This is a genomic window from Pseudomonas sp. 29 (assembly GCF_002754355.1).
Taxonomy (GTDB): domain Bacteria; phylum Pseudomonadota; class Gammaproteobacteria; order Pseudomonadales; family Pseudomonadaceae; genus Aquipseudomonas; species Aquipseudomonas neuropathica.
Map to the genome: position 1 here is coordinate 1,313,811 of NZ_PEEY01000001.1, position 21,012 is coordinate 1,334,822.

Consider the following 21,012-nt stretch of genomic DNA (forward strand, 5'->3'; position numbering starts at 1 on the left):
ATCTGCGGGGCTTCGTGTTTTAGGCGGCGGACTTGGCCTTGATCTTCTTCAGCTCTTCATCACGCAACTCGCGGCGCAGGATCTTGCCGACGTTGGTGGTCGGCAACGCATCGCGGAACTCCACCGAACGCGGCACCTTGTAACCCGTGACGTTGGCGCGCATGTGCTCCATCACGATTTCCTTGGTCAGCGTGACACCCGGTTTGGCGACGATGAAAATCTTGATCGCCTCGCCCGACTTCTCGTCCGGCACGCCGATGGCCGCGCACTGCAACACACCCGGCAGGGTCGCCAGCACGTCTTCCAGTTCGTTCGGGTAGACGTTGAAACCGGAGACCAGAATCATGTCTTTCTTGCGATCAACGATGCGCATGTAGCCGTCCGGCTGGATCAGCGCGATGTCACCGGTCTTCAGCCAGCCTTCGCTGTCGAGCATTTCATCGGTGGCTTCCTGACGCTGCCAGTAGCCTTTCATCACTTGCGGGCCCTTGACGCACAGTTCGCCGATTTCACCCAGCGGCTGCTCGACACCGGCATCATCGATGACTTTACACAGGGTCGATGGCACCGGAATACCGATGGTGCCGATCTGGATGTTCTGGATCGGGTTGACCGTGGCCACCGGGCTGGTTTCGGTCATGCCGTAACCTTCGCAGATGGCGCAACCGGTGACCGCTTTCCAGCGCTCGGCAGCGGCCAGTTGCAAGGCCATGCCGCCGGACAACGTAACTTTCAGCGCCGAGAAATCCAGCTTGCGGAAACCTTCGTTGTTGCACAGCGCGACGAACAGCGTATTGAGGCCGACGAAACCGCTGAACTTCCACTTCGACAGTTCCTTGACCATCGCCGGCAGGTCGCGCGGGTTGCTGATGAGGATGTTGTGGTTGCCGATCAGCATCATCGCCATGCAATGAAAGGTGAACGCATAGATGTGGTACAGCGGTAGCGGCGTGATCAGGATCTCGCAACCTTCGTTGAGGTTGGAACCCATCAGCGCCTTGCACTGCAGCATGTTGGCGACGAGGTTGCGATGGGTCAGCATCGCGCCTTTGGCCACGCCGGTGGTGCCGCCAGTGTATTGCAGCACCGCAACGTCGCCGCTGTCAGGATTGGCTTCGGCCACCGGTTGACCCTGGCCCTTGCTCAGCACGTCATTGAACTTGACGGCTTTGGGCAAGTGATAGGCCGGAACCATTTTCTTCACGTACTTGATGACACTGTTGATCAGCAGGCGCTTGATCGGTGGCAGCAGGTCGGCGACTTCGGTGACGATGACGTGTTTGACGCCGGTTTTCGGCACCACGGTTTCAGCCAAATGCGCCATGTTCGCCAGGCAAACAAGGGCTTTGGCGCCGGAGTCGTTGAATTGGTGTTCCATTTCCCGCGCGGTGTACAGCGGGTTGGTGTTGACCACGATCAGCCCGGCGCGAATCGCACCGAAGACGGCCACCGGGTACTGCAGAACGTTGGGCAGTTGCACGGCGATTCGATCGCCGGGCTGCAAATCGGTATGCTGTTGCAGATACGCGGCAAACGCACCGGACAATTCGTACAATTCACCGTAAGTGATTGTCTTGCCCAGGTTGCTGAAAGCCGGTTTGTTGGCGAAGCGTTGGCAGGATTGCTTCAACACTGCCTGAATGTTCGGATACTCGTCCGGATTGATGTCGGCAGCAATTCCAGCCGGGTATTTATCCTTCCAAAAGTCTTCGATCATGGAAGCCCACTCCTCAGCAACGCGAATTCTTCACCGCATTTGATGCGATTATTATTGGTGTGTGTTTGGTATTGGTGAATCTGGCTTTTACATAGGCCGAGAAGTCACAAAGCGCGCCGAGAGTAGCAGCTTTGCCAAGGGTCGACTAGAGCCAAAAGCGGCCCCTACAGTCATATTAATGACTCAAGACTACCTAGCAGTCATTTTAGAGCAAAAATCCTAGAACACCTTTGAAGCCCCGGTTTTCGGGGACTTAAAGCAAAAGATCGCAGCCAGGCAGGCTCCTACAGGAAATGCATTCCAAGGTAGGAGCTGCCGAAGGCTGCGATCTTTGTGTTTTTGACTTTTACGCGATATCGCGCAACTCACGCCGCAGAATTTTCCCGACAGGCGTCATCGGCAATGACTCACGCAACACAATGTGTTTCGGCACTTTGTACGCGGTGAAATTCTCTTTGCAGTAGGCCTTGAGCTCTTCGAGGCTGACCCCGGTTTCCCGCGCCACCACAAACAGCTTCACCGCCTCGCCCGAACGCTCGTCCGGTACGCCGATCACCGCGCAGTTGGCCACTTTCGGATGGGCCATGACCACATCTTCGATTTCATTCGGATAAACGTTGAAACCGGAGACGATGATCATGTCCTTCTTGCGATCGACGATGCGCACGAAACCGTCCGGATCGATCACCGCGATGTCACCGGACTTGAACCAGCCCTCGGCATCCAGCACTTCGGCAGTGGCCTCAGGCTTGTGCCAATAACCTTTCATGATCTGCGGGCCCTTGATGCACAACTCGCCGCGCTCGCCCATCGGCTGTTCGACACCGTCATCGTTGATGACTTTGAGCAAGGTGCCCGGCACCGGCAAGCCGACCGTGCCCAGCCGCGACTGGTCGCCGTACGGGTTGGTGCAGGCCACTGGTGAGGTTTCGGTCAGGCCGTAACCCTCGGTGATGCGGCAACCGGTCATCTGTTCCCAGCGCTCGGCGGTGGCTTTGACCAGCGCGGTACCGCCGGAGTTGGTGAGCTTCAGGCTGGAGAAATCGAGGGTCTTGAAATCCGGGTGATCCATCAGCGCCACGAACAAGGTGTTCAGGCCCAACAGCGCGGAGAAGCGCCAGTTCTTCAGCTCCTTGATGAAGCCGGCAATATCGCGCGGGTTGGTGATCAGCACGTTGTGGTTGCCGGAAACCATCATGCACATGCAGTTCGCGGTGAAGGCATAGATGTGATACAGCGGCAACGGCGCGATCATCACTTCCTGGCCTTCGCGCAGCAGCGGCTGCCCGTCCGGGCCGAGTTGCGCGAGACAGGCGCGCACTTGCTGCATGTTCGCCACCAGATTGCCGTGGGTGAGCATCGCGCCTTTCGCCAGCCCGGTGGTGCCACCGGTGTATTGCAGCACGGCGATGTCGTCGAGGCTGACCTTCAGCGGCTTGATCCCCAGGCCACGGCCCATGCGCAGTGCGCTTTTGAAGGAGATCGCCTGCGGCAACGAATACGCCGGGACCATTTTCTTCACTTTGCTGACCACGGTGTTGACCAGCCAGCCCTTGGCGCTGGGCATCAGGTCGCCCATCTTCGCTTCGATCAGGTACTGAATGTCGGTATCGGCCAGCACTTCCTGGACCTTCTGGCCGAACATGTTCAGGTACACCAGCGCCCGCGCGCCGGAATCCTTGAACTGGTGGCGCATCTCCCGTGCGGTATACAGCGGGTTGGTGTTGACCACGATCAGCCCGGCACGCAGTGCACCGAACACGGCAATCGGGTAATGCAGGATGTTGGGCATCTGCACGGCGATGCGATCGCCCGGAACCAGATCGGTATGCGCCTGCAGGTAACCGGCGAAGGCGGCGCTCTGCCGCTCAAGTTCAGCGTAAGTCAGGGTGATCCCCATATTGCTGAACGCCGGGCGATCAGCGAACTTCTTGCAGGAACGCTCGAACACCTCGATCACCGACTTGAACTCGCCCATGTCGATGTCCAGCGGTACGCCGGCCGGGCGTTTGTCGTTCCAGAAATCAGGTTGCATTGTTCTTGTCCTCTTTACCTGAGCCGATCCGGGCCGCTTTCTGTCATTTCTGAAAAAGCGGAGCTTCACGGACACTAGCAGTTATGGCCATTGAGGCAAATATGGCCAAAGCCGTCATTGATCGTGTGAATCTTCCTGCCGTGGCGTGAGCTGATCAGACGCGCTATACAATGATCCGACTCTGAGCAAAGGAATCGCCATGATCCACGACACCCTATGGCTGGACGCGAGTGACCGCAGCCGCCTGTTCGTCAATCAATGGCTGCCGGCGGTGCCGTTGAAAGCGGTAATCCTGCTGGCCCATGGCATGGCCGAACACAGCGGCCGCTACGCGCGACTGGCCGAGACGTTTTGCGACAAAGGATATGGCGTGTACGCCCCGGATTTGCGCGGACATGGCAAAACCGCCAATCACGGTACCCTCGGCCACTTCGCCGATAACGACGGCTGGTGCAAAGTGCTCGGCGATCTGGCCAGCCTCAATCAGCACATCGGCCAGCAGCACCCCGGCGTGCCGATCATCCTGCTGGGACACAGCATGGGCAGCTATATCGCCCAAGGTTATTTGCTGCATCACAGCGCCAGCCTGCATGGAGCGATTCTCAGTGGTTCCAACTTTCAGCCCGTTGCGCTGTACCGCGCTGCGCGGCAGATCGCTCGCCTGGAAAAATTGCGTCAGGGTGGCAAGGGTCGCAGTGCGCTGATCGAGTGGCTGTCGTTCGGCTCGTTCAATAACAAGTTCAAACCGGCGCGCACACCGTTCGACTGGCTGAGCCGCGACCCGGCCGAGGTCGACCTGTACGCCAACGACCCACTGTGTGGCTTTCGCTGCACCAATCAACTGTGGATAGACCTCCTCGGCGGCTTGCAGCAGATCAGCAAAGCGTCCAATCTCGCCCAGATCGACCCGGGCCTGCCGCTGCTGGTAATCGGCGGCGAATGTGATCCGGTGAGTGAAGGCAAGCGTCTGACAGATCTGGCCAATGCCTTGCGCACGGCCGGCAGCCAGCACCTGCAACTGAAGATCTACCCGCAGGCGCGGCACGAATTGTTCAACGAAACCAACCGCGACGAAGTGATCGCTGATGTGCTGGCCTGGATCGATCAGGCCTTGAGCCATCCGCGCCCTCATCGCAGCGAATAATTTTTTGTGGATTCACTGAATCCGTCACAGGAATCGAGACCGATGACCCAGGTTACCAACATCCCTTACGAAGCCCTCGAAGTCGGCCAGACCGCCAGCTACAGCAAGACCGTCGAAGAGCGCGACATCCAGCTGTTCGCCGCGATGTCGGGCGACCACAACCCGGTGCACCTGGACGCCGAGTTTGCCGCCGCGAGCATGTTCAAGGAGCGTATCGCTCACGGTATGTTCAGTGGCGCGCTGATCAGTGCCGCCGTTGCCTGCGAGCTGCCTGGGCCGGGCACTATTTATATCGGTCAGCAGATGAGCTTTCAGAAACCGGTGAAGATCGGTGACACGCTGACCGTGCGCCTGGAAATTCTCGAGAAGCTGCCGAAGTTTCGCGTGCGCATTGCCACTCGTGTGTTCAACCAGCGTGATGAGCTGGTGGTGGATGGCGAGGCTGAGATTCTGGCGCCGCGTAAGCAGCAGACGGTGACGTTGCCGACTTTGCCGCCGATCAGCATTGGCTGATTGATTGGTGGGGTGTCAGGTAAAGCTTTTCCCCCTCACCCCAGCCTCTCCCCAGGGGGGCGAGGGGGAAAGGGAGCCGATCTTCGTGCTTTTCAAAACCTGAGTTCACCTCAGATCGCTCAAGTCGGTGTATCTCCAACAGCCACCTCGGTCAGTCCCCTCTCCCTCCGGGAGAGGGCTAGGGTGAGGGGCTTGTGCTTTTTCCAGACACAAAAAACGCCAGACTAGCTGGCGTTTTTTATAACCGGCAAACGCTTACGAACGAGCGCGAGCCTGGTTACGCAGGGCTTTCACCTGGTCGTGGTTGCGTTGTACGCCGTGGTATTGGCGTTCAACCAGATCACGAATACCCACCAGATTATGCTTGCTGATTTTCTCGAGGGCTTCTTTGTAAGCCTTCAGCGCATGGTCTTCACCGCGCTCTGCTTCGTTCAGCACAGCCTCTTCGTCTTTGCCGGTGAACATGGCTTTGACGTCGACCCAGCGACGGTGCAGGTCACCGCTGACGCTGGTGGAAGTTTCCGGATCGCCGCCCAGCTTGCGAACTTCGGCTTGCAGTTCTGCTGCAGCGGTGGCGCAATCAGCGGAGCGAGTTACAAACAGGGTTTTCAGTTCTGGGTGCTTGATGTCTTCAGCGCAAGTCTTGAACCCTTCCTGACCGTCCTTGCTGGTTTCAATCAGGTCATTGAGTACAGAGATGGCTTCTTTATTCATGTCGGTCATTTTTCAATTCCTTGCGATTGGTTGAAGATGCAAGGGATATTGCAGTGTGCATGCCAGCTTTTTTATTTTTAAAAAATACTTATAAATCAGCAAGTTAAAGATAAGTGAACTATCTGTATCACGGTTATTTGCATGATCTGTCATTTGGCCTGCATGCAGAATGCCTGTATTTTCCAAGCTGATTTGAAGCCAGACGATCTCACTGATGAATCCCGAAAAACTCGAACTGCTGATCACCCGCGAAATGCCCTTCGGCAAGTACAAGGGCCGGATCATTGCCGACCTGCCAGGCCCATACCTGAACTGGTTTGCCCGCGAAGGTTTCCCTCACGGCGAACTCGGTGGCTTGCTCGCGCTGATGCAGGAGATCGACCATAACGGCCTCTCGGACCTGCTCGAACCGCTGCGCGCCAAACACGGCAAACCTGCCCCGCGCCACTGAAGCGCCCTCCTCTCTAGAGTCAGCCGACCATGCCCGATAACACCCGCCGCGCCCGTGACGAAGCCTTTTGGCGAACGTTCGCCGATCGCTACGACGTTCAACCCGGTCCCGTGAACCTGGAAAACGGTTATTTCGGGCGCATGTCGCGCACGGTGATCGAGGAATACCAGCGCAACATCGAGCTGATCAACACCAGCAACTCGGTGTACGTGCGCCAGCGTTTCGAGCAGCACGACAACCTCGATATACGCGCACAACTGGCCGAGTTGATTGGCGTGCGTGCGCAGAGTGTGGCGTTCACCCGCAATGCCACCGAAGGTCTGCAGTCGCTGATTCGCAACTACAACCGCTTGCAACCGGGCGATCAGGTGCTGATCAGCGATCTGGAATACGACACGGTCAAAGGCGCCATGCGCTGGCTCGCTAGGCAGCGCGGCGCCGAGGTGATCGAGATTGCTCACGCGCACCCGGCGAGCTACGACAGCCTGGTGGAGACTTACCGCGAAGCCTTCGTCGGTCATCCGCAAATCAAGCTGATGGCCCTGACTCACGTCACTCACCGCACCGGTCTGGTCATGCCAGTGCAAGCCATCGCCGCGCTGGCCAAAGAGCATGGCGTCGATGTCATCCTCGACGGCGCCCATGCACTCGGTCAGATCGAGTTCGATCTTGATGCCCTCGGCATCGCTTTCGCCGGATACAACCTGCACAAATGGATCGGCGCACCGCTCACCCTCGGCTTCCTCTATATCGCGCCACACCGCCTGGCCGACATTGATCCGGACATGGGTGAAATGCATTACCCGGGCAATGACATCCGTGCGCGCACTTCGTACAGCACGCCCAACATTCCGGCGCTGATGACCTTGCCGCTGGTGTTCGAAGAGCACCGTTCCCTCGGCGGCGCACCAGCCAAGGGCGCTCGCCTCAATTATCTGCGCAACCTCTGGGTCAGCGCGGTGCGGCACTTGCCGGGCATCGAAGTGATGACGCCAGACGACCCTCGGCTGTATTGCGGCATCACATCCATGCGCTTCACTCGGCACGACGATCAACAGGCGATGGCCGAGCGTCTGCTCAACGACTACAACCTGTTCACCGTGGTGCGCCATGGCGCAGCCAGCGGGCCGAGCATCCGCATTACACCGGGGCTGACCACCACCGCTGCCGACATGCAGTTACTGGTGCGGGCGCTGAACGAGCTGCGTTAAAACACCGTGATCAGGTATTTGTCGTAGCCCGCTACGCCGATCTGCGATGACAGTGCAAAGGTGTCGACGCCGATCGTCAGGTTGCCGAAGTAGCCGTCCTCCGGGCCATCGTCTGTGATCGGCCGCAACGCCAGCCGAACGGCATCGTTATCAGTGGCTGTGCAATTGCAGGCACAGGGCAGATGCAGGCGCCCCGCCCAGGCCTCTTGGTACAGCTGCGGCTGTTGATCGTCATTGGCGATGGCGACGCTCAGAGCGATGCATGAAAAGGCAGTTTGCCGATCCGGATAAAGGCTGGTGAAACGAACGATGCCTTTACTGTCGGTCGACTGACTGCCGCACAGTGTGTCGGTGCCAATGTGCTGCTCGATGCGGACCACGGCGCCACTGACCGGCTCGCCGGTCATGGCATCGACCAGGGCCAGCCGCAATAGAAGAGGCAAGCCTTCGATGCCCGCGCTGATGTTGCGCACCTTGCCCTGGCTGTTGTGCCAATCGAAACTGCCAACCACGGGCAACTGCCGTGGGTGCAGAGCGTTGACTGATAAAGCTAAAGATTGATGGTCGTCCATGAGGCGTTCTCTCTTCCGTAAGATGAACGCAGATTAGCGCCACGCAAACGCGGCTGTGCGGTAACTATGTATCGCGTGATGTCCTGACACTTTCTTCAAGGCAAAAAAAAACGGTGCACCGACCAAGCGCACCGTAAAGCCGTAGAACACACAACGAAGTGTCTGGTAACAATCAGTCCAGCAGCGCCAGTGCCTCAGCGGTGCATTCCTGAATACGGGCCCAGTCGCCGTTCTTGATCCACTCCGGATCAAGCATCCAGCTACCGCCCACGCACATGACGTTTTTCAGCGCCATGTAGCTCTTGATGTTGGCCGGGCCGACGCCGCCAGTCGGGCAGAATTTCACTTCGCCGAACGGACCGCCGAGGGCCTTGATTGCTGCTACACCACCGCTGACTTCAGCCGGGAACAGCTTGAAGCGGCGATAACCCAGACCGTAGCCTTCCATGATGCCGGAGGCGTTGCTGATGCCCGGCAACAGCGGAATCGGGCTGTCGACGCTGGCCTCCAGCAGGTCGCGGGTGATGCCTGGGGTGACAATGAACTGCGAGCCAGCGGCTTCGGCAGCCGCGAGCATGTTGCGATCGAGCACGGTGCCAGCACCGGTCATCAATTCCGGACGCTGGTCGCGCAGGATCTGGATGGCCTTGAGGCCAAACTGCGAACGCAGGGTCACTTCCAGCGCGGTGAGGCCACCGGCAGCCAGAGCGTCAGCCAGTGGCAGCACGTCCTGTTCGCGAGCGATGGTAATCACCGGCAGGATCCGCGCCTTGGCGCAGAGGCTGTCGATCAGGGCAACTTTGTCCGCCATGGAAACGGTCGGGGATGGGGTTGTCATAGCGGCTGTTCCTTGGCTCATGGGCACCAGTAAATCTCTAACGTAGGTTGCAGAAACGCGCGCACCGGCATGGCGGCGACGTCGGATGCCAGCGCGGCATTCAGGGTGGTCAGTTTCGACTGACCGGAAATCGACAGAATCTTGTGTTTGGCCGAGGCCAGCAGCGCACGACTCATGGTCAGGCGTTGACGCGGCACGCTTGGCGCCAGCATCGGCCAGCAACGGCGCGTGCCATCAGCCTGCAGCGCTTCGGCGAGGTTCGGGCTGTCGGGGAACAGCGACGCGGTGTGACCGTCATCGCCCATGCCCAATACCAGCACGTCAATCGGCGGCAATTCGGCAAGCAAGCGATCAGCCTGTTCAGCAGCCTGCTCGACGTTGGCCGCCGCGCTATACAGGCTGAGGAACTGCGCCTTGGCTGCCGGGCCTTTGAGCAGGTATTGCTTGAGCAAACCGGCATTACTGTCGGCATGTTCAACCGGTACCCAGCGCTCGTCGGCGAGGGTCACGACGACCTTCGACCAGTCCAGTTCCTGCTTGGCCAGGTGCTGGAAAAACGCCACAGGGCTACGACCGCCGGACACCACCAGCACCGCGTTGCCGCGTGCAGCAATGGCGTCGCTCAATTGCTTGGCGACGTTCAGCGCCAGACCTTCGGCCAACAACACCGGGCTCTTGAATTCGTGAGCGTTCACGCCCGCAGGCAGTTGCACATCAGATATCGCCATACCACGACCTCCCGTCCCGCGTGATCAATGCAATGGAGCTCATCGGCCCCCACGACCCGGCCGCATACGGCTTGGGCGCGTCACCGGATTTTTTCCACCCGGCGATCAGTTGGTCACACCACTTCCACGCGGCTTCGATTTCATCTTTACGGACAAACAGGTTCTGATTGCCGTTCATCACTTCCAGCAACAACCGCTCGTAGGCATCGGGGATCCGCGCGCTACGCCAGGTGTCGGAGAAATTCAGTTGCAGCGGGCCGCTGCGCAGTTGCATGCCTTTGTCCAGGCCCTGCTCTTTGGTCATCACGCGCAAGGAAATGCCTTCGTCCGGTTGCAGACGAATGATCAGTTTGTTGCTGATCTGCAAACGCTGCTCAGGGGCGAAGATGTAGTGCGACGGTTCCTTGAAGTGGATGACGATCTGCGACAGTTTTTGCGGCATGCGTTTGCCGGTGCGCAGGTAGAACGGCACGCCGGCCCAGCGCCAGTTGCGGATATCGGCACGCAAAGCGACGAAGGTTTCGGTGTCGCTCTGGGTATTGGAATTCGGTTCTTCGAGGTAACCCGGTACGGATTTGCCTTCGCTGTGGCCGGCAATGTACTGGCCACGCACTACTTGGGTGGTGAGGCCTTCCGGGCTGATCGGCGCCAGGGCCTTGAGCACTTTTACCTTTTCGTCGCGGATGCTGTCGGCGGACAGGTCGGCCGGCGGGTCCATGGCGATCAGGCAAAGCAGCTGTAACAGGTGATTCTGGATCATGTCGCGCAGTTGGCCGGCCTTGTCGAAGTAGCCCCAACGGCCTTCGATGCCAACCTTCTCGGCCACGGTGATTTCCACGTGGGAGATGTAATTCTGGTTCCACTGGGTTTCGAACAGGCTGTTGGCGAAACGCAGGGCGATCAGGTTCTGAACGGTTTCTTTGCCCAGGTAGTGGTCGATGCGGTAGGTACGGTTCTCCGGGAAGAACTGCGCCACGGCGTCGTTAACCTTGCGCGAGGATTCGAGGTCGGAGCCGATCGGCTTTTCCAGTACCACGCGGGTATTTTCTGCCAGACCGACTTTCGCCAGGTTCTCGCAGATCGCGCCGTACACCGCCGCAGGGGTGGCGAAGTAGGCAATCATGCGTTGCGTGCTGCCAGCCAGTTCGGCCAGCGCCACGTAATCTTCGGATTTGAGGAAGTCGACGTGCAGGTAGGTCAGGCGTGCGAGAAAACGCTCAGCGACGGCCTCGTCCAGCTCTTTGCCCACATAACGACGCAGTTCGGCGGCGATGAACGCCATGTGCTGTTGCTCGGAACCTTCTTCACGGGCCAACGCGATGATGCGCGTGTCCTCGTGCAACAGATCGGCGCCATCGAGGTGATAAAGGGCAGGAAACAGCTTGCGCAGGGCTAGATCGCCAAGCGCGCCGAACAAGGCAAAGGTGCACGGTTCAACCGTAATCGAAGGCATGATGTTTGTTCTTTTATCAAGTTAAGCTACAAATACCTTTTTTCAAGGCATCACTCAAGGGAAAATGTAGTAATAACCACAACATTTTCGCAAAATACAGATTCCGAGTGGTGGTCGCTCGGACGCATCAGTAGGATAGGCCACCGTTACGGGCCATATCAAAGGCCCAATTTGCATAGCCCGGCGCACCTTTGCGCAGGTGAATTAGGAATTCCATATGGACCGCGTGCGAAATTTACTGGAACAGATCCAGAGTCGCCTTGAAGACCTGAACAAGGCCGAACGCAAAGTCGCCGAGGTGATCCTGCTCAACCCGCAGCAGGCCACCCGCTTCAGCATCGCCGCCCTCGCCCAGGCAGCCTCGGTGAGCGAACCGACGGTCAACCGTTTCTGCCGTTCGTTCGGTGTCAGCGGCTATCCCGAACTCAAACTGCAACTGGCGCAGAGTCTGGCCAGCGGCGCGGCGTATGTCAGCCGCGCGGTCGAGGCCGACGACAATCCAGAGGCGTACACGCAAAAGATTTTCGGCAGTGCCATTGCCTCGCTGGACAGTGCTTGTCAGGCGCTGGACCCGAACCTGATCAGCCGCGCCGTCGACCTGTTGATTCAGGCGCGGCAGATCCACTTCTTCGGCCTCGGCGCTTCGGCACCGGTGGCACTGGATGCGCAGCACAAGTTCTTCCGCTTCAACCTGGCGGTGACCGCGCATGCCGATGTGCTGATGCAGCGGATGATTGCGTCGGTGGCGCACACCGGTGAGTTGTTCGTGATCATTTCCTACACCGGGCGCACCCGTGAGCTGGTCGAAGTGGCGCGTATTGCTCGGGAAAACGGTGCTTCGGTGTTGGGTTTGACGGCGGAGAATTCGCCGCTGGCCAAGGCGAGTACCTTGAGCCTGAACATTCCGTTGCCGGAAGACACTGACATCTATATGCCGATGACATCGCGGATCATTCAGTTGACCGTGCTGGATGTGTTGGCGACGGGTATGACCTTGCGTCGCGGGGTGGATTTCCAGCCGCATCTGCGCAAGATCAAAGAGAGTTTGAATGCCAGCCGGTATCCGGTTGGGGATGAATTCAACTAAAGATCAAAAGCACCCTCACCCCAGCCCTCTCCCGGTGGGAGAGGGGGCCGACCGACGTGTCTTCCGTCATGCATCGACCTGAGAGACCGAGTCGATTATGGATTCACAGCCGATCTTTCATTTCGGTGAAACTCTCCAATATCCCGCAATCAGTCCCCTCTCCCTCTGGGAGAGGGCTAGGGTGAGGGTAGCGGTGTACTTGACACACTCAAGCCGCCGCCCACGCCTGCAAACTCAAATGCGCCTTCTCCCCCGGCGCTAAATGCAGGCTGTCAGTCCCACCCGCCGCCGCTTCCACACAGACAAACTCCGAAATCTCATCCCACGTCACGCCCAACAACGGCCGCGCGCCCGGATGCCACACCACCGTATCCGCACTGTCACCGGTATCAATGCACAACTCGCGCTGCCAGGCGTGATCTTTCAGCTGCAATTCACCGTCATGCTGGAACACCCGCTGACAGCCGCCATCCACTCGCAACTCGCCTTCCTGCTGACAAATCTGCCGGTTCAACTGGTCATAGCCCTGCGCCCCTTCAAGCCCAGACAGCGCTATCTCACCGACATCACCAATACGCCAGTAAGCGTGCAAAGCCTGGCTCAACTGGCATGGCATGTCGTCCTGATGCTCGGTACTCAGGCGTAATTCCATGCGTTCGCCCAGATGCGCGTGCAGGTCGACCTGCCAGTCGCACAGCTGCAATTGCCAATGCAGGCGCACGCCGTCTTCGGCGCTGCTGCTGTCGAGCAACTTCCAGTCGAGCAAGCGCGCCCAACCATGCGATGGCCAGGCGTTTTCGCTGGGATGACGGCCATACCACGGCCAGCACACCGGCACGCCACCGCGAATGGCACCCACGTGCGGCCACTTCGCCGCGCACCACAACCACGGCTTTTGCCCACGCGGCTGAAAGTGCAGCAACTGTGCGCCCTGACGACTGAACACCGCCTGACACAGCGGATGATCGATCACCAACACGTCGCGCATCTGATAGCGCTCCCAGGCGAACACCGGTTGTTCACGCAAGGATTTGAAGAAGCGTTGTAGCGGATGCTCATGCATTTGCCACGGTTCCGAATTCATCTGTTACGGGCTGCGCCAGCCCCCAAAAAAAAGCGGACAGCCTGGGCTGTCCGCAAATATGCGCACATAGAGAGGAGCTTATCGCAGACGCGTTAGAACGTAGACTGAATTTTCAGGCCAGCGACCAAAGCGTTGTCCACTTCATCCACACCACCCGGGTGAGTGATGTATTGCAGGTTAGGACGTACGGTCAGCCAGTTGGTGACGTGGAAGCCGTAGTTGATCTCGTAGTTGTATTCGGTTTCACGAATCGGCGAGAACACCGGATTGTCGTAGTCCGAAACCCCGTTGGAAGCGTTCAGCAGTTCGGCGTTTTTCTTCACGTCATCGTTAACGTGGATACGCGCCGCGCCAATACCGACGTCATCCTTCGGACGCGCGTCGAACGGGCCTTTGTAGACAAACATCACCGACTGGTAGTTGTCGATGAAGTTGGTGTCCTTGTCGTGGAACGTGGCGTTGGCGGCAATATTCAGACCGCGAGAAGCATCACCGTTGTGGCTGGTGAGTTGCTGTTGCGCCACAAACCAGTAGCCGCTTTTGCTGCTGTGGGTTTTGTAGGCATCACCAGTGGTGGCTGCGTCGAAACCGTTGACGTCTTCACGAACGTCGTCGGCATCGGCCGTGCTCTTGTAGTAACCCACACGGTATTCGCCTGGCAGGCTGTTGACCTTCGGCGACCAGACCAGCTCGACCGGAAGAACGGTACCTTTGGTGCCGCTGCCACTGAGCTTGAAGCCGTTGCCGTGTTCCAGCTGCGACGGGTTCTGGTTGTACGCACCGATCTGCGCGTAAAGCTCGTCGTTGATGTTGTACTTCACACGGATCGCGGCCTGGCTGACCGGCCAGTTGTACCAGATGTTGGTCGCCCAGTTACCCACTTGCGAACCGCAGAACGCGAGGTTCTGGAAGTCGCACGGGAAGGTGTTGAAGTCTTCGCCTTCACCGAAGTAACCGGCCTTGACGTCGAGCTTGTTGTCGAAGAACTGGTGCTGAATCCACAACTGGGTCAGACGCACCATGTGGCCACGGCCGTAGACTTCCTGCGACGAACTCAAGGTGCCGGCACGCGGATCGCCAACGCGGTCGTTGGAGATGTTGTAGCCGTTACGGTTGGTCAGCTGGATCTTCGCCTGAGTGTTATCCCAGCCCCACAGCTTTTGCAGATCGAGTGCCACGCCCAGACCGAACTGGTCAGCGTAACGCGCGGTCTTGTCGTCGTTGTAGCCACCGTGCAGGTTGCCACCGACTTCCCCAACGTAGTCAGCCTTGATGTCGATACCCTGCTCGATCAGCTTGGTACGCTCGCCACCCCAGTCGCCGGTCATCCATTTCGAATCGGAACTGAAGGCATCCGCCGCCATGGCGTTACCGGCCAGCACCAAAGCCGCCGCAGCCGACACTTGGCAGATCAACCGGGCATTGACGTGTTTCTTTTTCATCCCTACATCCTCGTCTTTATTGTTATTAACTGTTTTTATCTAACGCGGTTTACATAAAGTGCGGTGCTCGACAGGCCGGACACCGCGTGCTCCTTGTAGGAGTGAGCCTGCTCGCGATAGCGGTTTTACATTCAACATCTCTGTCGACTGATACACCGTCATCGCGAGCAGGCTCACTCCTACACTGTTCCTCAGCGCCCCTTGAACTGGGCGACGTTCGCAGACCGCGCATCGGTCTGTGGTTGACCGGCAGTGCCGAGGCGCTCACCGGTGTTGGCATCAAACAACAGCACTTTCGATGGATCGAATTGCAGTGTCAGGTTCTCGCCCACCTGCGGCGCCACATCCGGCGCCAGACGGCAGCAGACTTTGGTTTCATTCAGATTGACGAACACCAGCGTGTCCGGACCGGTCGGCTCGGTCACCTGTACTTCGGCGCGAATGCTCGGCAGGCCATTGCCCTCGCCGTTCGCCAGTACGATTTGCTCCGGGCGTAGGCCGAGGATCACTTCGCGATCTTCAAGCCCGGCGTCCTGCATGCTCATCGGTAACTCGCAACGCGCCTGACCGCTGTCGAGCAGCGCCAGCAGACGACCGTCCTTGCGCTGCAGGCGCAGCGGAATGAAGTTCATCGGCGGCGAACCGATGAAGCTCGCCACGAACAGGTTGGCCGGATCGTTGTAGATCTCTTTTGGCGTGCCGAACTGCTGAATGATGCCGTCCTTCATCACCGCCACCTTGTCGCCCAGAGTCATTGCTTCGATCTGGTCGTGGGTCACGTAGACCGTGGTGGTTTTCAGGCGCTGGTGCATCAGTTTCATTTCGGTGCGCATCTCGACGCGCAGCTTGGCGTCGAGGTTGGACAGCGGTTCGTCGAACAGGTAGATCTTCGGCCGACGCGCCAAGGCACGGCCCATCGCTACACGCTGTTGCTGACCACCGGAGAGTTGACCCGGCTTACGGTTCAGCAGGTGTTCGATCTGCAACAGCTTGGCGACGCGCGCGACTTCTTCGTCGATCGCCGACTGCGGCATCTTGCGGATCTTCAGACCGAATTCGATGTTCTCGCGCACGCTCATGGTCGGGTACAGCGCGTAGGACTGGAACACCATGGCGATGTCGCGATCCTTCGGGCTCATGCCGCTGACGTCCTGATCGCCGATCATGATCGCGCCGCCGGTGATGGTTTCCAGACCGGCGATGCAGTTCATCAGGGTCGACTTGCCGCAGCCCGACGGGCCGACGAGGATCAGGAATTCACCGTCCTTGATCGACAGTTCGATGTTCTTCAGGGTGTCCGGCAGGCCGGCACCGTAGGTCTTGTTGACGTTGCGAAGTTCGAGCGTTGCCATGATTACCCCTTGACTGCGCCGGCTGTCAGCCCGCGCACGAAATACTTGCCTGCGACCACATAGACCAGCAGGGTCGGCAGGCCGGCGATCATCGCCGCTGCCATATCAACGTTGTATTCCTTGGCGCCGGTGCTGGTGTTGACCAGGTTGTTCAGCGCCACCGTGATCGGTTGCGAATCACCGCTGGAGAACACCACACCGAACAGGAAGTCGTTCCAGATCTGGGTGAACTGCCAGATCAGGCAGACCATGATGATCGGCGTCGACATCGGCAGAATGATGCGGCGGAAAATCGTGAAGAAACCTGCGCCGTCGAGGCGTGCGGCTTTCACCAGCGCATCCGGAATGCTCACGTAATAGTTACGGAAGAACAGCGTGGTGAACGCCAGACCGTAAACCACGTGGATAAACACCAGACCGGTGGTGGTGCTCGCCAGGCCCATCTTGCCGAGGGTGAACGAGGCCGGCAGCAGCACGGTCTGGAACGGCAGGAAGCAGCCGAACAACAGCAGACCGAAGAACAACTGCGAACCACGGAAGCGCCAGAACGACAGCACATAACCGTTCAATGCACCGATGGCGGTGGAGATGATTACCGCCGGAACGGTGATCTTGATCGAGTTCCAGAAGTAACCGTCAACCGTGGCCCAGGCCTTGACCCAGCCGATGCCGCTGACCACGGTCGGCCAGCTCAGCAGGTTGCCGGTGCTGATGTCTTCCGGGGTCTTGAAGCTGGTCAGCAACATAACCACCAGCGGCACCAGATAAAGCAGTACGGCGATGATCAGCACCGCGTAGATCGCGATGCGACTCAGGCTGATCGCAGGTTTGGCGGCGAGACTAGTCATTGCGCTTGGTCCTCAGCTCGGAATACAGGTAAGGCACGATGATCGCGAGGATCGCGCCGAGCATCAGAATCGCACTGGCCGAGCCCATGCCCATCTGGCCGCGACTGAAGGTGAAGGAATACATGAACATCGCCGGCAGGTCGGAGGAATAACCCGGGCCACCAGCGGTCATCGCCGCGACCAGGTCGAAGCTCTTGATCGCGATGTGCGCCAGAATCATCACTGCACTGAAGAACACCGGACGCAGGCTTGGCAGCACCACTTTCCAGTAGATCGTCGGCATGCTCGCGCCATCGATCTGTGCAGCGCGGATAATCGATTGATCAACGCCACGCAGGCCGGCGAGGAACATCGCCATGATGAAGCCCGAGGCTTGCCAGACAGCGGCGATCACCAGGCAGTAGACCACGCGATCCGGGTCGATCAGCCAGTCGAGACGGAAGCCTTCCCAGCCCCAGTCACGCAACAGTTTGTCCAGGCCCATGCCCGGGTTGAGCAGCCATTTCCAAGCGGTACCGGTAACGATCATCGAGAGCGCCATCGGGTACAGGTAAATGGTGCGGATAAAGCCTTCGCGACGGATGCGCTGGTCGAGGAACACCGCCAGCAACACGCCAATCACCAAGGTGATGCCGATGAACATGCCGCCGAAAACTGCGAGGTTCTTGCTCGCGACCCACCAGCGATCGTTGTCGAACAACCGCGCGTATTGCGCCAGACCGGCCCATTTGTAGTTGGGCAGGAACGTCGAGGTGGTGAACGACAGCACGAACGTCCACAGGATGTAGCCATAGAAGCCCACCAGCACGATGAACATGCTCGGCGCCAGCACCAGTTTTGGCAGCCAGCGTTGCAATGCATCGAACGGCGAGGCCTTGCTGAACACAGCAACAGAACTCATGGGGAAATCCAGTACAGGGAATAAAAAACTACAGTGAGATCCCTTGTGGGAGCGAGTCTGCTCGCGAAAACGGTGTGTCAGTCGACGGATGGAGCAACTGACACGACGCCTTCGCGAGCAGGCTCGCTCCCACAGGAGAAGCCTGCGCTACCGACGCTTATTTGGACGACTTGATCGCTGCGCCCAGTTTCTTGGCGGTGTCGGCCGGGTCGGCTTTCGGGTCGTTGATGTAGTTGGTCACGACATCAAAGAACGCGCCTTGCACCGCCAGCGTGGTCGCCATGTTGTGCGCCATGCTTGGCTGCAGGCCGCCGGACTTGGCGTCCGCCAGGAAGTCTTTGGCAGCGGTTTGCGCGCAAGAGTCGAAACCGAGCTTGTCCATGTTGTTCAACATGTCGTTGCGTACCGGGATCGAACCTTTATTGATGCTGAAGACTTTCTGGAAGTTTTCACCCAACACGACTTTGGCGATGTCCTGCTGACCGGCCGCAGTGCCTGCGTCCTTCTGCTTGAACACGGCCAGCGAGTCGATGTTGTAGGTGAACGCCTTGTCGGTGCCCGGGAAGGCTACGCACTCGTAATCCTTGCCGGCGACTTTCTTGGCAGCGGTCCATTCGGACTTGGCCCAGTCACCCATGATCTGCATGCCGGCCTTGCCGTTGATGACCTTGGCCGCTTCCAGGTTCCAGTCCTGACCTTTGCCATCGGCGTCCATGTAGGTCGCGACTTTCTTCAGCTCGGTCAGCGCCTTGACCATTTCCGGGCCGGTCAGCGCGGCATTGTCCAGGTCAACCAGGGCTTTCTTGTAGCCATCGACACCCATGACCGAGAGCACCACGGCTTCGAACACGGTGCTGTCCTGCCAAGGCTGACCGCCGTGGGCCAGCGGAATGAAGCCCGCAGCCTTCAGCTTGTCGCCAGCGGCATAGAATTCTTCGAGGGTGGTCGGGTTCTTGGTGATCCCGGCTTTCTTGAACACTTCCGGGTTGATCCACAGCCAGTTCACACGGTGAATGTTCACCGGCACGGCCACGTAATCACCGTCGTACTTCACGGTATCGGAGACTTTCTTGTCGAGCAGGCTGTCCCACTTTTCCGACTTGGCGACGTCTTTCAACACGTCAGTGTCGAGCAGACCGGTCGACGCCCATTCCTGGATGTCCGGTCCTTTGATCTGGGCTACGCCAGGCGGGTTGCCGGCGACTGCGCGGCTTTTCAGCACGGTCATGGCAGTTGCACCGCCACCACCGGCGACAGCGCCGTCTTTCCAGGTGAAACCGTCTTTTTCGACTTGGGCCTTGAGCACATCAACGGCAGCTTTTTCGCCACCGGACGTCCACCAATGCACGACTTCGACCGAACCTTTGGATTCGGCAGCAGAAACACTGAGAGGCAGAATTGCGAGCGGGAACAGGGAGGCGACAGAAATGACAGTAGCGAGGCGAGAAATCGCATTCATCTGAGATGTACCTTTCTTGTTGTTATGCATGCAAGTCTGGTGCTTGCGCTGCACAGGAGTTTAAACAGGACGTTTCCCTTCGCAGGTAACGAAGGGACGCGCGAATGTCACTACATGGTTACATGATTGGTCACATGGCAACGCTCTGGGACAACTGCGCCAGAGCCGTTGCCATACTCGGTGACAAGGGTAGACGAGGGATCAGCACGGCTTGCCAGGCGTGATAGAGATCGGGTTTGCCCGGCCAGATATCGGCACTTGGCAGGTTTTGCGGATTGAGTTCGTGGTGCCAGCTACCGTTGCAACGGTCGATGAAATTCACTTCGCAGAATTCCCAGAACAGCCGGTACCAGGTTTCGTATTGCGCATCACCCGTGCGTTTGAGCAAAGCACTGGCAGCGGCACTGGCCTCGGCGTGCGTCCAATGCAGGCGATGGCGAACGACGGCTTTGTTGTCCCAGTCGAGGGTGTAGACGATGCCCGGCAGACCATCGACATCCCAACCGTTGCGGCAATTGTTCTCGAACAGTTTTTGCGCATCGGTGGCGAGCCAACCGGGCGTGAGCATGCCGGCTTGCACCCGCGCAGCTTCGAGGTGCAGCAGCAGCCGCGCCCATTCGAAACCGTGGCCCGGCGTGGTGCCGTAAGGGCGGAAGCCGTCGGCGGGATTGTCGTGGTTGTATTCGCGTAGCGGCTGCCAGTCGCGGTCGAAGTGCTCGATGACCATGTAACCGTTGGCGGCGGCGTGCCCGTGAATAACGCGTTCGACGATGCGTTGCGCGCGAATCAACCAGCGCGGATCTTCAGTGACATCGGCCAGCGCAAGGAACGCTTCGGTCGCGTGCATGTTGCTGTTGGCACCGCGATAGGCTTCTTCTTCGCTCCAGTCGCGATTGAAGAATTCGCGCATGGCGCCCTCTTCTTCGCTCCAGAAATACGTGTCGATGATGTCAATCGCATCATCCAGCAACGCCTGTGCGCCAGGGCGCTGTGCGACCACCGCAGAGCTGGCCGCAAGCGCAACGAAGGCATGCAGATAGGCGTTCTTGCCGGTGTTGTCATCGCGGTGTTCGGCGACCGCAAACCAGCCACCGTGCAGGGCATCACGCAACGGCCCGCGCAGGGCGGCGATGCCATGATCGACCAATTCGGCAAAACCCGGAAAACCCTGAATGTGGGCCATGGCGAAGCTGTGGGTCATGCGCGCGGTGTTCATGGTTTCGGCTTGTGCGTTCGCTGACAGACGGCCGCGCTCGTCGAGGTTGCCAAAGCCTTCGGGCAGTTTCGATGCCTTGGCAAAATCCAGCAGACGCAGGCCTTCGGCGGCAAGCCATTGCTGGTGAGCAGGGGCGTTCAGCCAACTGCTGAAGCCTGGGTGGAAGAGATCCATGGGTGGCCTTTTTTGTTGTTATGACTGCGGGGAGTCTAAACAACGGGTCGGGGTGGGCTTGTAACGAAGGGGG

19 protein-coding genes are annotated in these 21,012 nt (G+C 58.8%); 5 read left to right on the top strand and 14 right to left on the bottom strand.

Going from position 1 to position 21,012, the window contains the following annotated elements:
- Positions 1 to 19: 19 nt before the first annotated feature.
- Together fadD1 and fadD2 are read right to left on the bottom strand one after the other, a co-directional pair.
- Positions 20 to 1,717, bottom strand: coding sequence for a long-chain-fatty-acid--CoA ligase FadD1 (fadD1, locus tag CLU80_RS06170; RefSeq protein WP_099756988.1), 1,698 nt, complete (start codon positions 1,715 to 1,717; stop codon positions 20 to 22).
- A 346-nt stretch (positions 1,718 to 2,063) separates the two neighbouring features.
- On the bottom strand, positions 2,064 to 3,752 hold the full coding sequence (gene fadD2 / locus CLU80_RS06175) for a long-chain-fatty-acid--CoA ligase FadD2 (RefSeq protein WP_099756989.1): 1,689 nt from the start codon (positions 3,750 to 3,752) through the stop codon (positions 2,064 to 2,066).
- Between the two features lie 199 nt (positions 3,753 to 3,951).
- Here fadD2 and CLU80_RS06180 point away from each other — a divergent pair, with 199 nt between their 5' ends.
- Positions 3,952 to 4,896 carry an alpha/beta hydrolase gene (locus tag CLU80_RS06180; protein WP_099756990.1) on the top strand — a complete coding sequence of 315 codons (945 nt, stop codon included), beginning with the start codon at positions 3,952 to 3,954 and terminating at the stop codon, positions 4,894 to 4,896.
- Between the two features lie 42 nt (positions 4,897 to 4,938).
- Positions 4,939 to 5,409 (top strand): MaoC family dehydratase, encoded by a 471-nt coding sequence (locus CLU80_RS06185; RefSeq protein ID WP_093099066.1) that lies wholly within the window; start codon positions 4,939 to 4,941, stop codon positions 5,407 to 5,409.
- 255 nt (positions 5,410 to 5,664) lie between these two features.
- Here the strand turns inward: CLU80_RS06185 and CLU80_RS06190 are convergent, their stop codons facing one another.
- Positions 5,665 to 6,132: a ferritin-like domain-containing protein gene (locus CLU80_RS06190; RefSeq protein WP_016983691.1), complete on the bottom strand. Its 468-nt coding sequence runs from the start codon at positions 6,130 to 6,132 to the stop codon at positions 5,665 to 5,667.
- A gap of 205 nt (positions 6,133 to 6,337) precedes the next feature.
- Here CLU80_RS06190 and CLU80_RS06195 point away from each other — a divergent pair, with 205 nt between their 5' ends.
- Both CLU80_RS06195 and CLU80_RS06200 read left to right on the top strand, forming a co-directional pair.
- On the top strand, positions 6,338 to 6,574 hold the full coding sequence (locus tag CLU80_RS06195) for a DUF3820 family protein (protein ID WP_003227425.1): 237 nt from the start codon (positions 6,338 to 6,340) through the stop codon (positions 6,572 to 6,574).
- A 29-nt stretch (positions 6,575 to 6,603) separates the two neighbouring features.
- Positions 6,604 to 7,785, top strand: a complete 1,182-nt coding sequence (locus CLU80_RS06200) for an aminotransferase class V-fold PLP-dependent enzyme (protein ID WP_099756991.1) — start codon at positions 6,604 to 6,606, stop codon at positions 7,783 to 7,785.
- On the opposite strand, the gene CLU80_RS06205 is transcribed toward CLU80_RS06200, so the two are convergent.
- From CLU80_RS06205 to zwf, 4 genes are all read right to left on the bottom strand, one after another.
- Positions 7,782 to 8,357, bottom strand: a complete 576-nt coding sequence (locus CLU80_RS06205; protein ID WP_099756992.1) for a peptidase associated/transthyretin-like domain-containing protein — start codon at positions 8,355 to 8,357, stop codon at positions 7,782 to 7,784. The two genes, CLU80_RS06200 and CLU80_RS06205, sit on opposite strands and share 4 nt — an antisense overlap.
- Before the next feature lie 172 nt (positions 8,358 to 8,529).
- The gene (locus CLU80_RS06210; protein WP_008082815.1) at positions 8,530 to 9,195 is read right to left on the bottom strand and encodes a bifunctional 4-hydroxy-2-oxoglutarate aldolase/2-dehydro-3-deoxy-phosphogluconate aldolase; all 666 of its coding nucleotides are present in this window, start codon (positions 9,193 to 9,195) and stop codon (positions 8,530 to 8,532) included.
- Between the two features lie 17 nt (positions 9,196 to 9,212).
- Positions 9,213 to 9,923: a 6-phosphogluconolactonase gene (gene pgl, locus CLU80_RS06215; protein WP_095048185.1), complete on the bottom strand. Its 711-nt coding sequence runs from the start codon at positions 9,921 to 9,923 to the stop codon at positions 9,213 to 9,215.
- Positions 9,910 to 11,376: a glucose-6-phosphate dehydrogenase gene (gene zwf, locus CLU80_RS06220; RefSeq protein ID WP_064119140.1), complete on the bottom strand. Its 1,467-nt coding sequence runs from the start codon at positions 11,374 to 11,376 to the stop codon at positions 9,910 to 9,912. The genes pgl and zwf overlap by 14 nt, the downstream gene beginning before the upstream one ends.
- Positions 11,377 to 11,602: 226 nt before the next feature.
- On the opposite strand from zwf, the gene CLU80_RS06225 reads away from it, so the two are divergent.
- On the top strand, positions 11,603 to 12,463 hold the full coding sequence (locus CLU80_RS06225) for a MurR/RpiR family transcriptional regulator (protein WP_171057240.1): 861 nt from the start codon (positions 11,603 to 11,605) through the stop codon (positions 12,461 to 12,463).
- 208 nt (positions 12,464 to 12,671) lie between these two features.
- Here the strand turns inward: CLU80_RS06225 and CLU80_RS06230 are convergent, their stop codons facing one another.
- The 7 genes from CLU80_RS06230 to CLU80_RS06265 form a co-directional block, all read right to left on the bottom strand.
- Entirely contained in the window at positions 12,672 to 13,526 is an 855-nt protein-coding gene (locus tag CLU80_RS06230; RefSeq protein ID WP_093430701.1) for a D-hexose-6-phosphate mutarotase, read from the bottom strand.
- A gap of 113 nt (positions 13,527 to 13,639) precedes the next feature.
- Positions 13,640 to 14,989, bottom strand: coding sequence for a carbohydrate porin (locus CLU80_RS06235; protein ID WP_093430461.1), 1,350 nt, complete (start codon positions 14,987 to 14,989; stop codon positions 13,640 to 13,642).
- A 191-nt stretch (positions 14,990 to 15,180) separates the two neighbouring features.
- Positions 15,181 to 16,341, bottom strand: a complete 1,161-nt coding sequence (locus CLU80_RS06240; RefSeq protein ID WP_095048187.1) for an ABC transporter ATP-binding protein — start codon at positions 16,339 to 16,341, stop codon at positions 15,181 to 15,183.
- Positions 16,342 to 16,343: 2 nt separating this feature from the next.
- Positions 16,344 to 17,189: a carbohydrate ABC transporter permease gene (locus tag CLU80_RS06245; protein WP_093430462.1), complete on the bottom strand. Its 846-nt coding sequence runs from the start codon at positions 17,187 to 17,189 to the stop codon at positions 16,344 to 16,346.
- The gene (locus CLU80_RS06250) at positions 17,182 to 18,090 is read right to left on the bottom strand and encodes a carbohydrate ABC transporter permease (protein ID WP_007917874.1); all 909 of its coding nucleotides are present in this window, start codon (positions 18,088 to 18,090) and stop codon (positions 17,182 to 17,184) included. Before CLU80_RS06250 ends, CLU80_RS06245 begins: the two co-directional genes overlap by 8 nt.
- Positions 18,091 to 18,247: 157 nt before the next feature.
- Positions 18,248 to 19,549 carry an ABC transporter substrate-binding protein gene (locus CLU80_RS06260; RefSeq protein WP_016983700.1) on the bottom strand — a complete coding sequence of 434 codons (1,302 nt, stop codon included), beginning with the start codon at positions 19,547 to 19,549 and terminating at the stop codon, positions 18,248 to 18,250.
- 130 nt (positions 19,550 to 19,679) lie between these two features.
- Entirely contained in the window at positions 19,680 to 20,939 is a 1,260-nt protein-coding gene (locus tag CLU80_RS06265; protein ID WP_099756993.1) for a D-mannose isomerase, read from the bottom strand.
- Between the last annotated feature and the right edge of the window lie 73 nt (positions 20,940 to 21,012).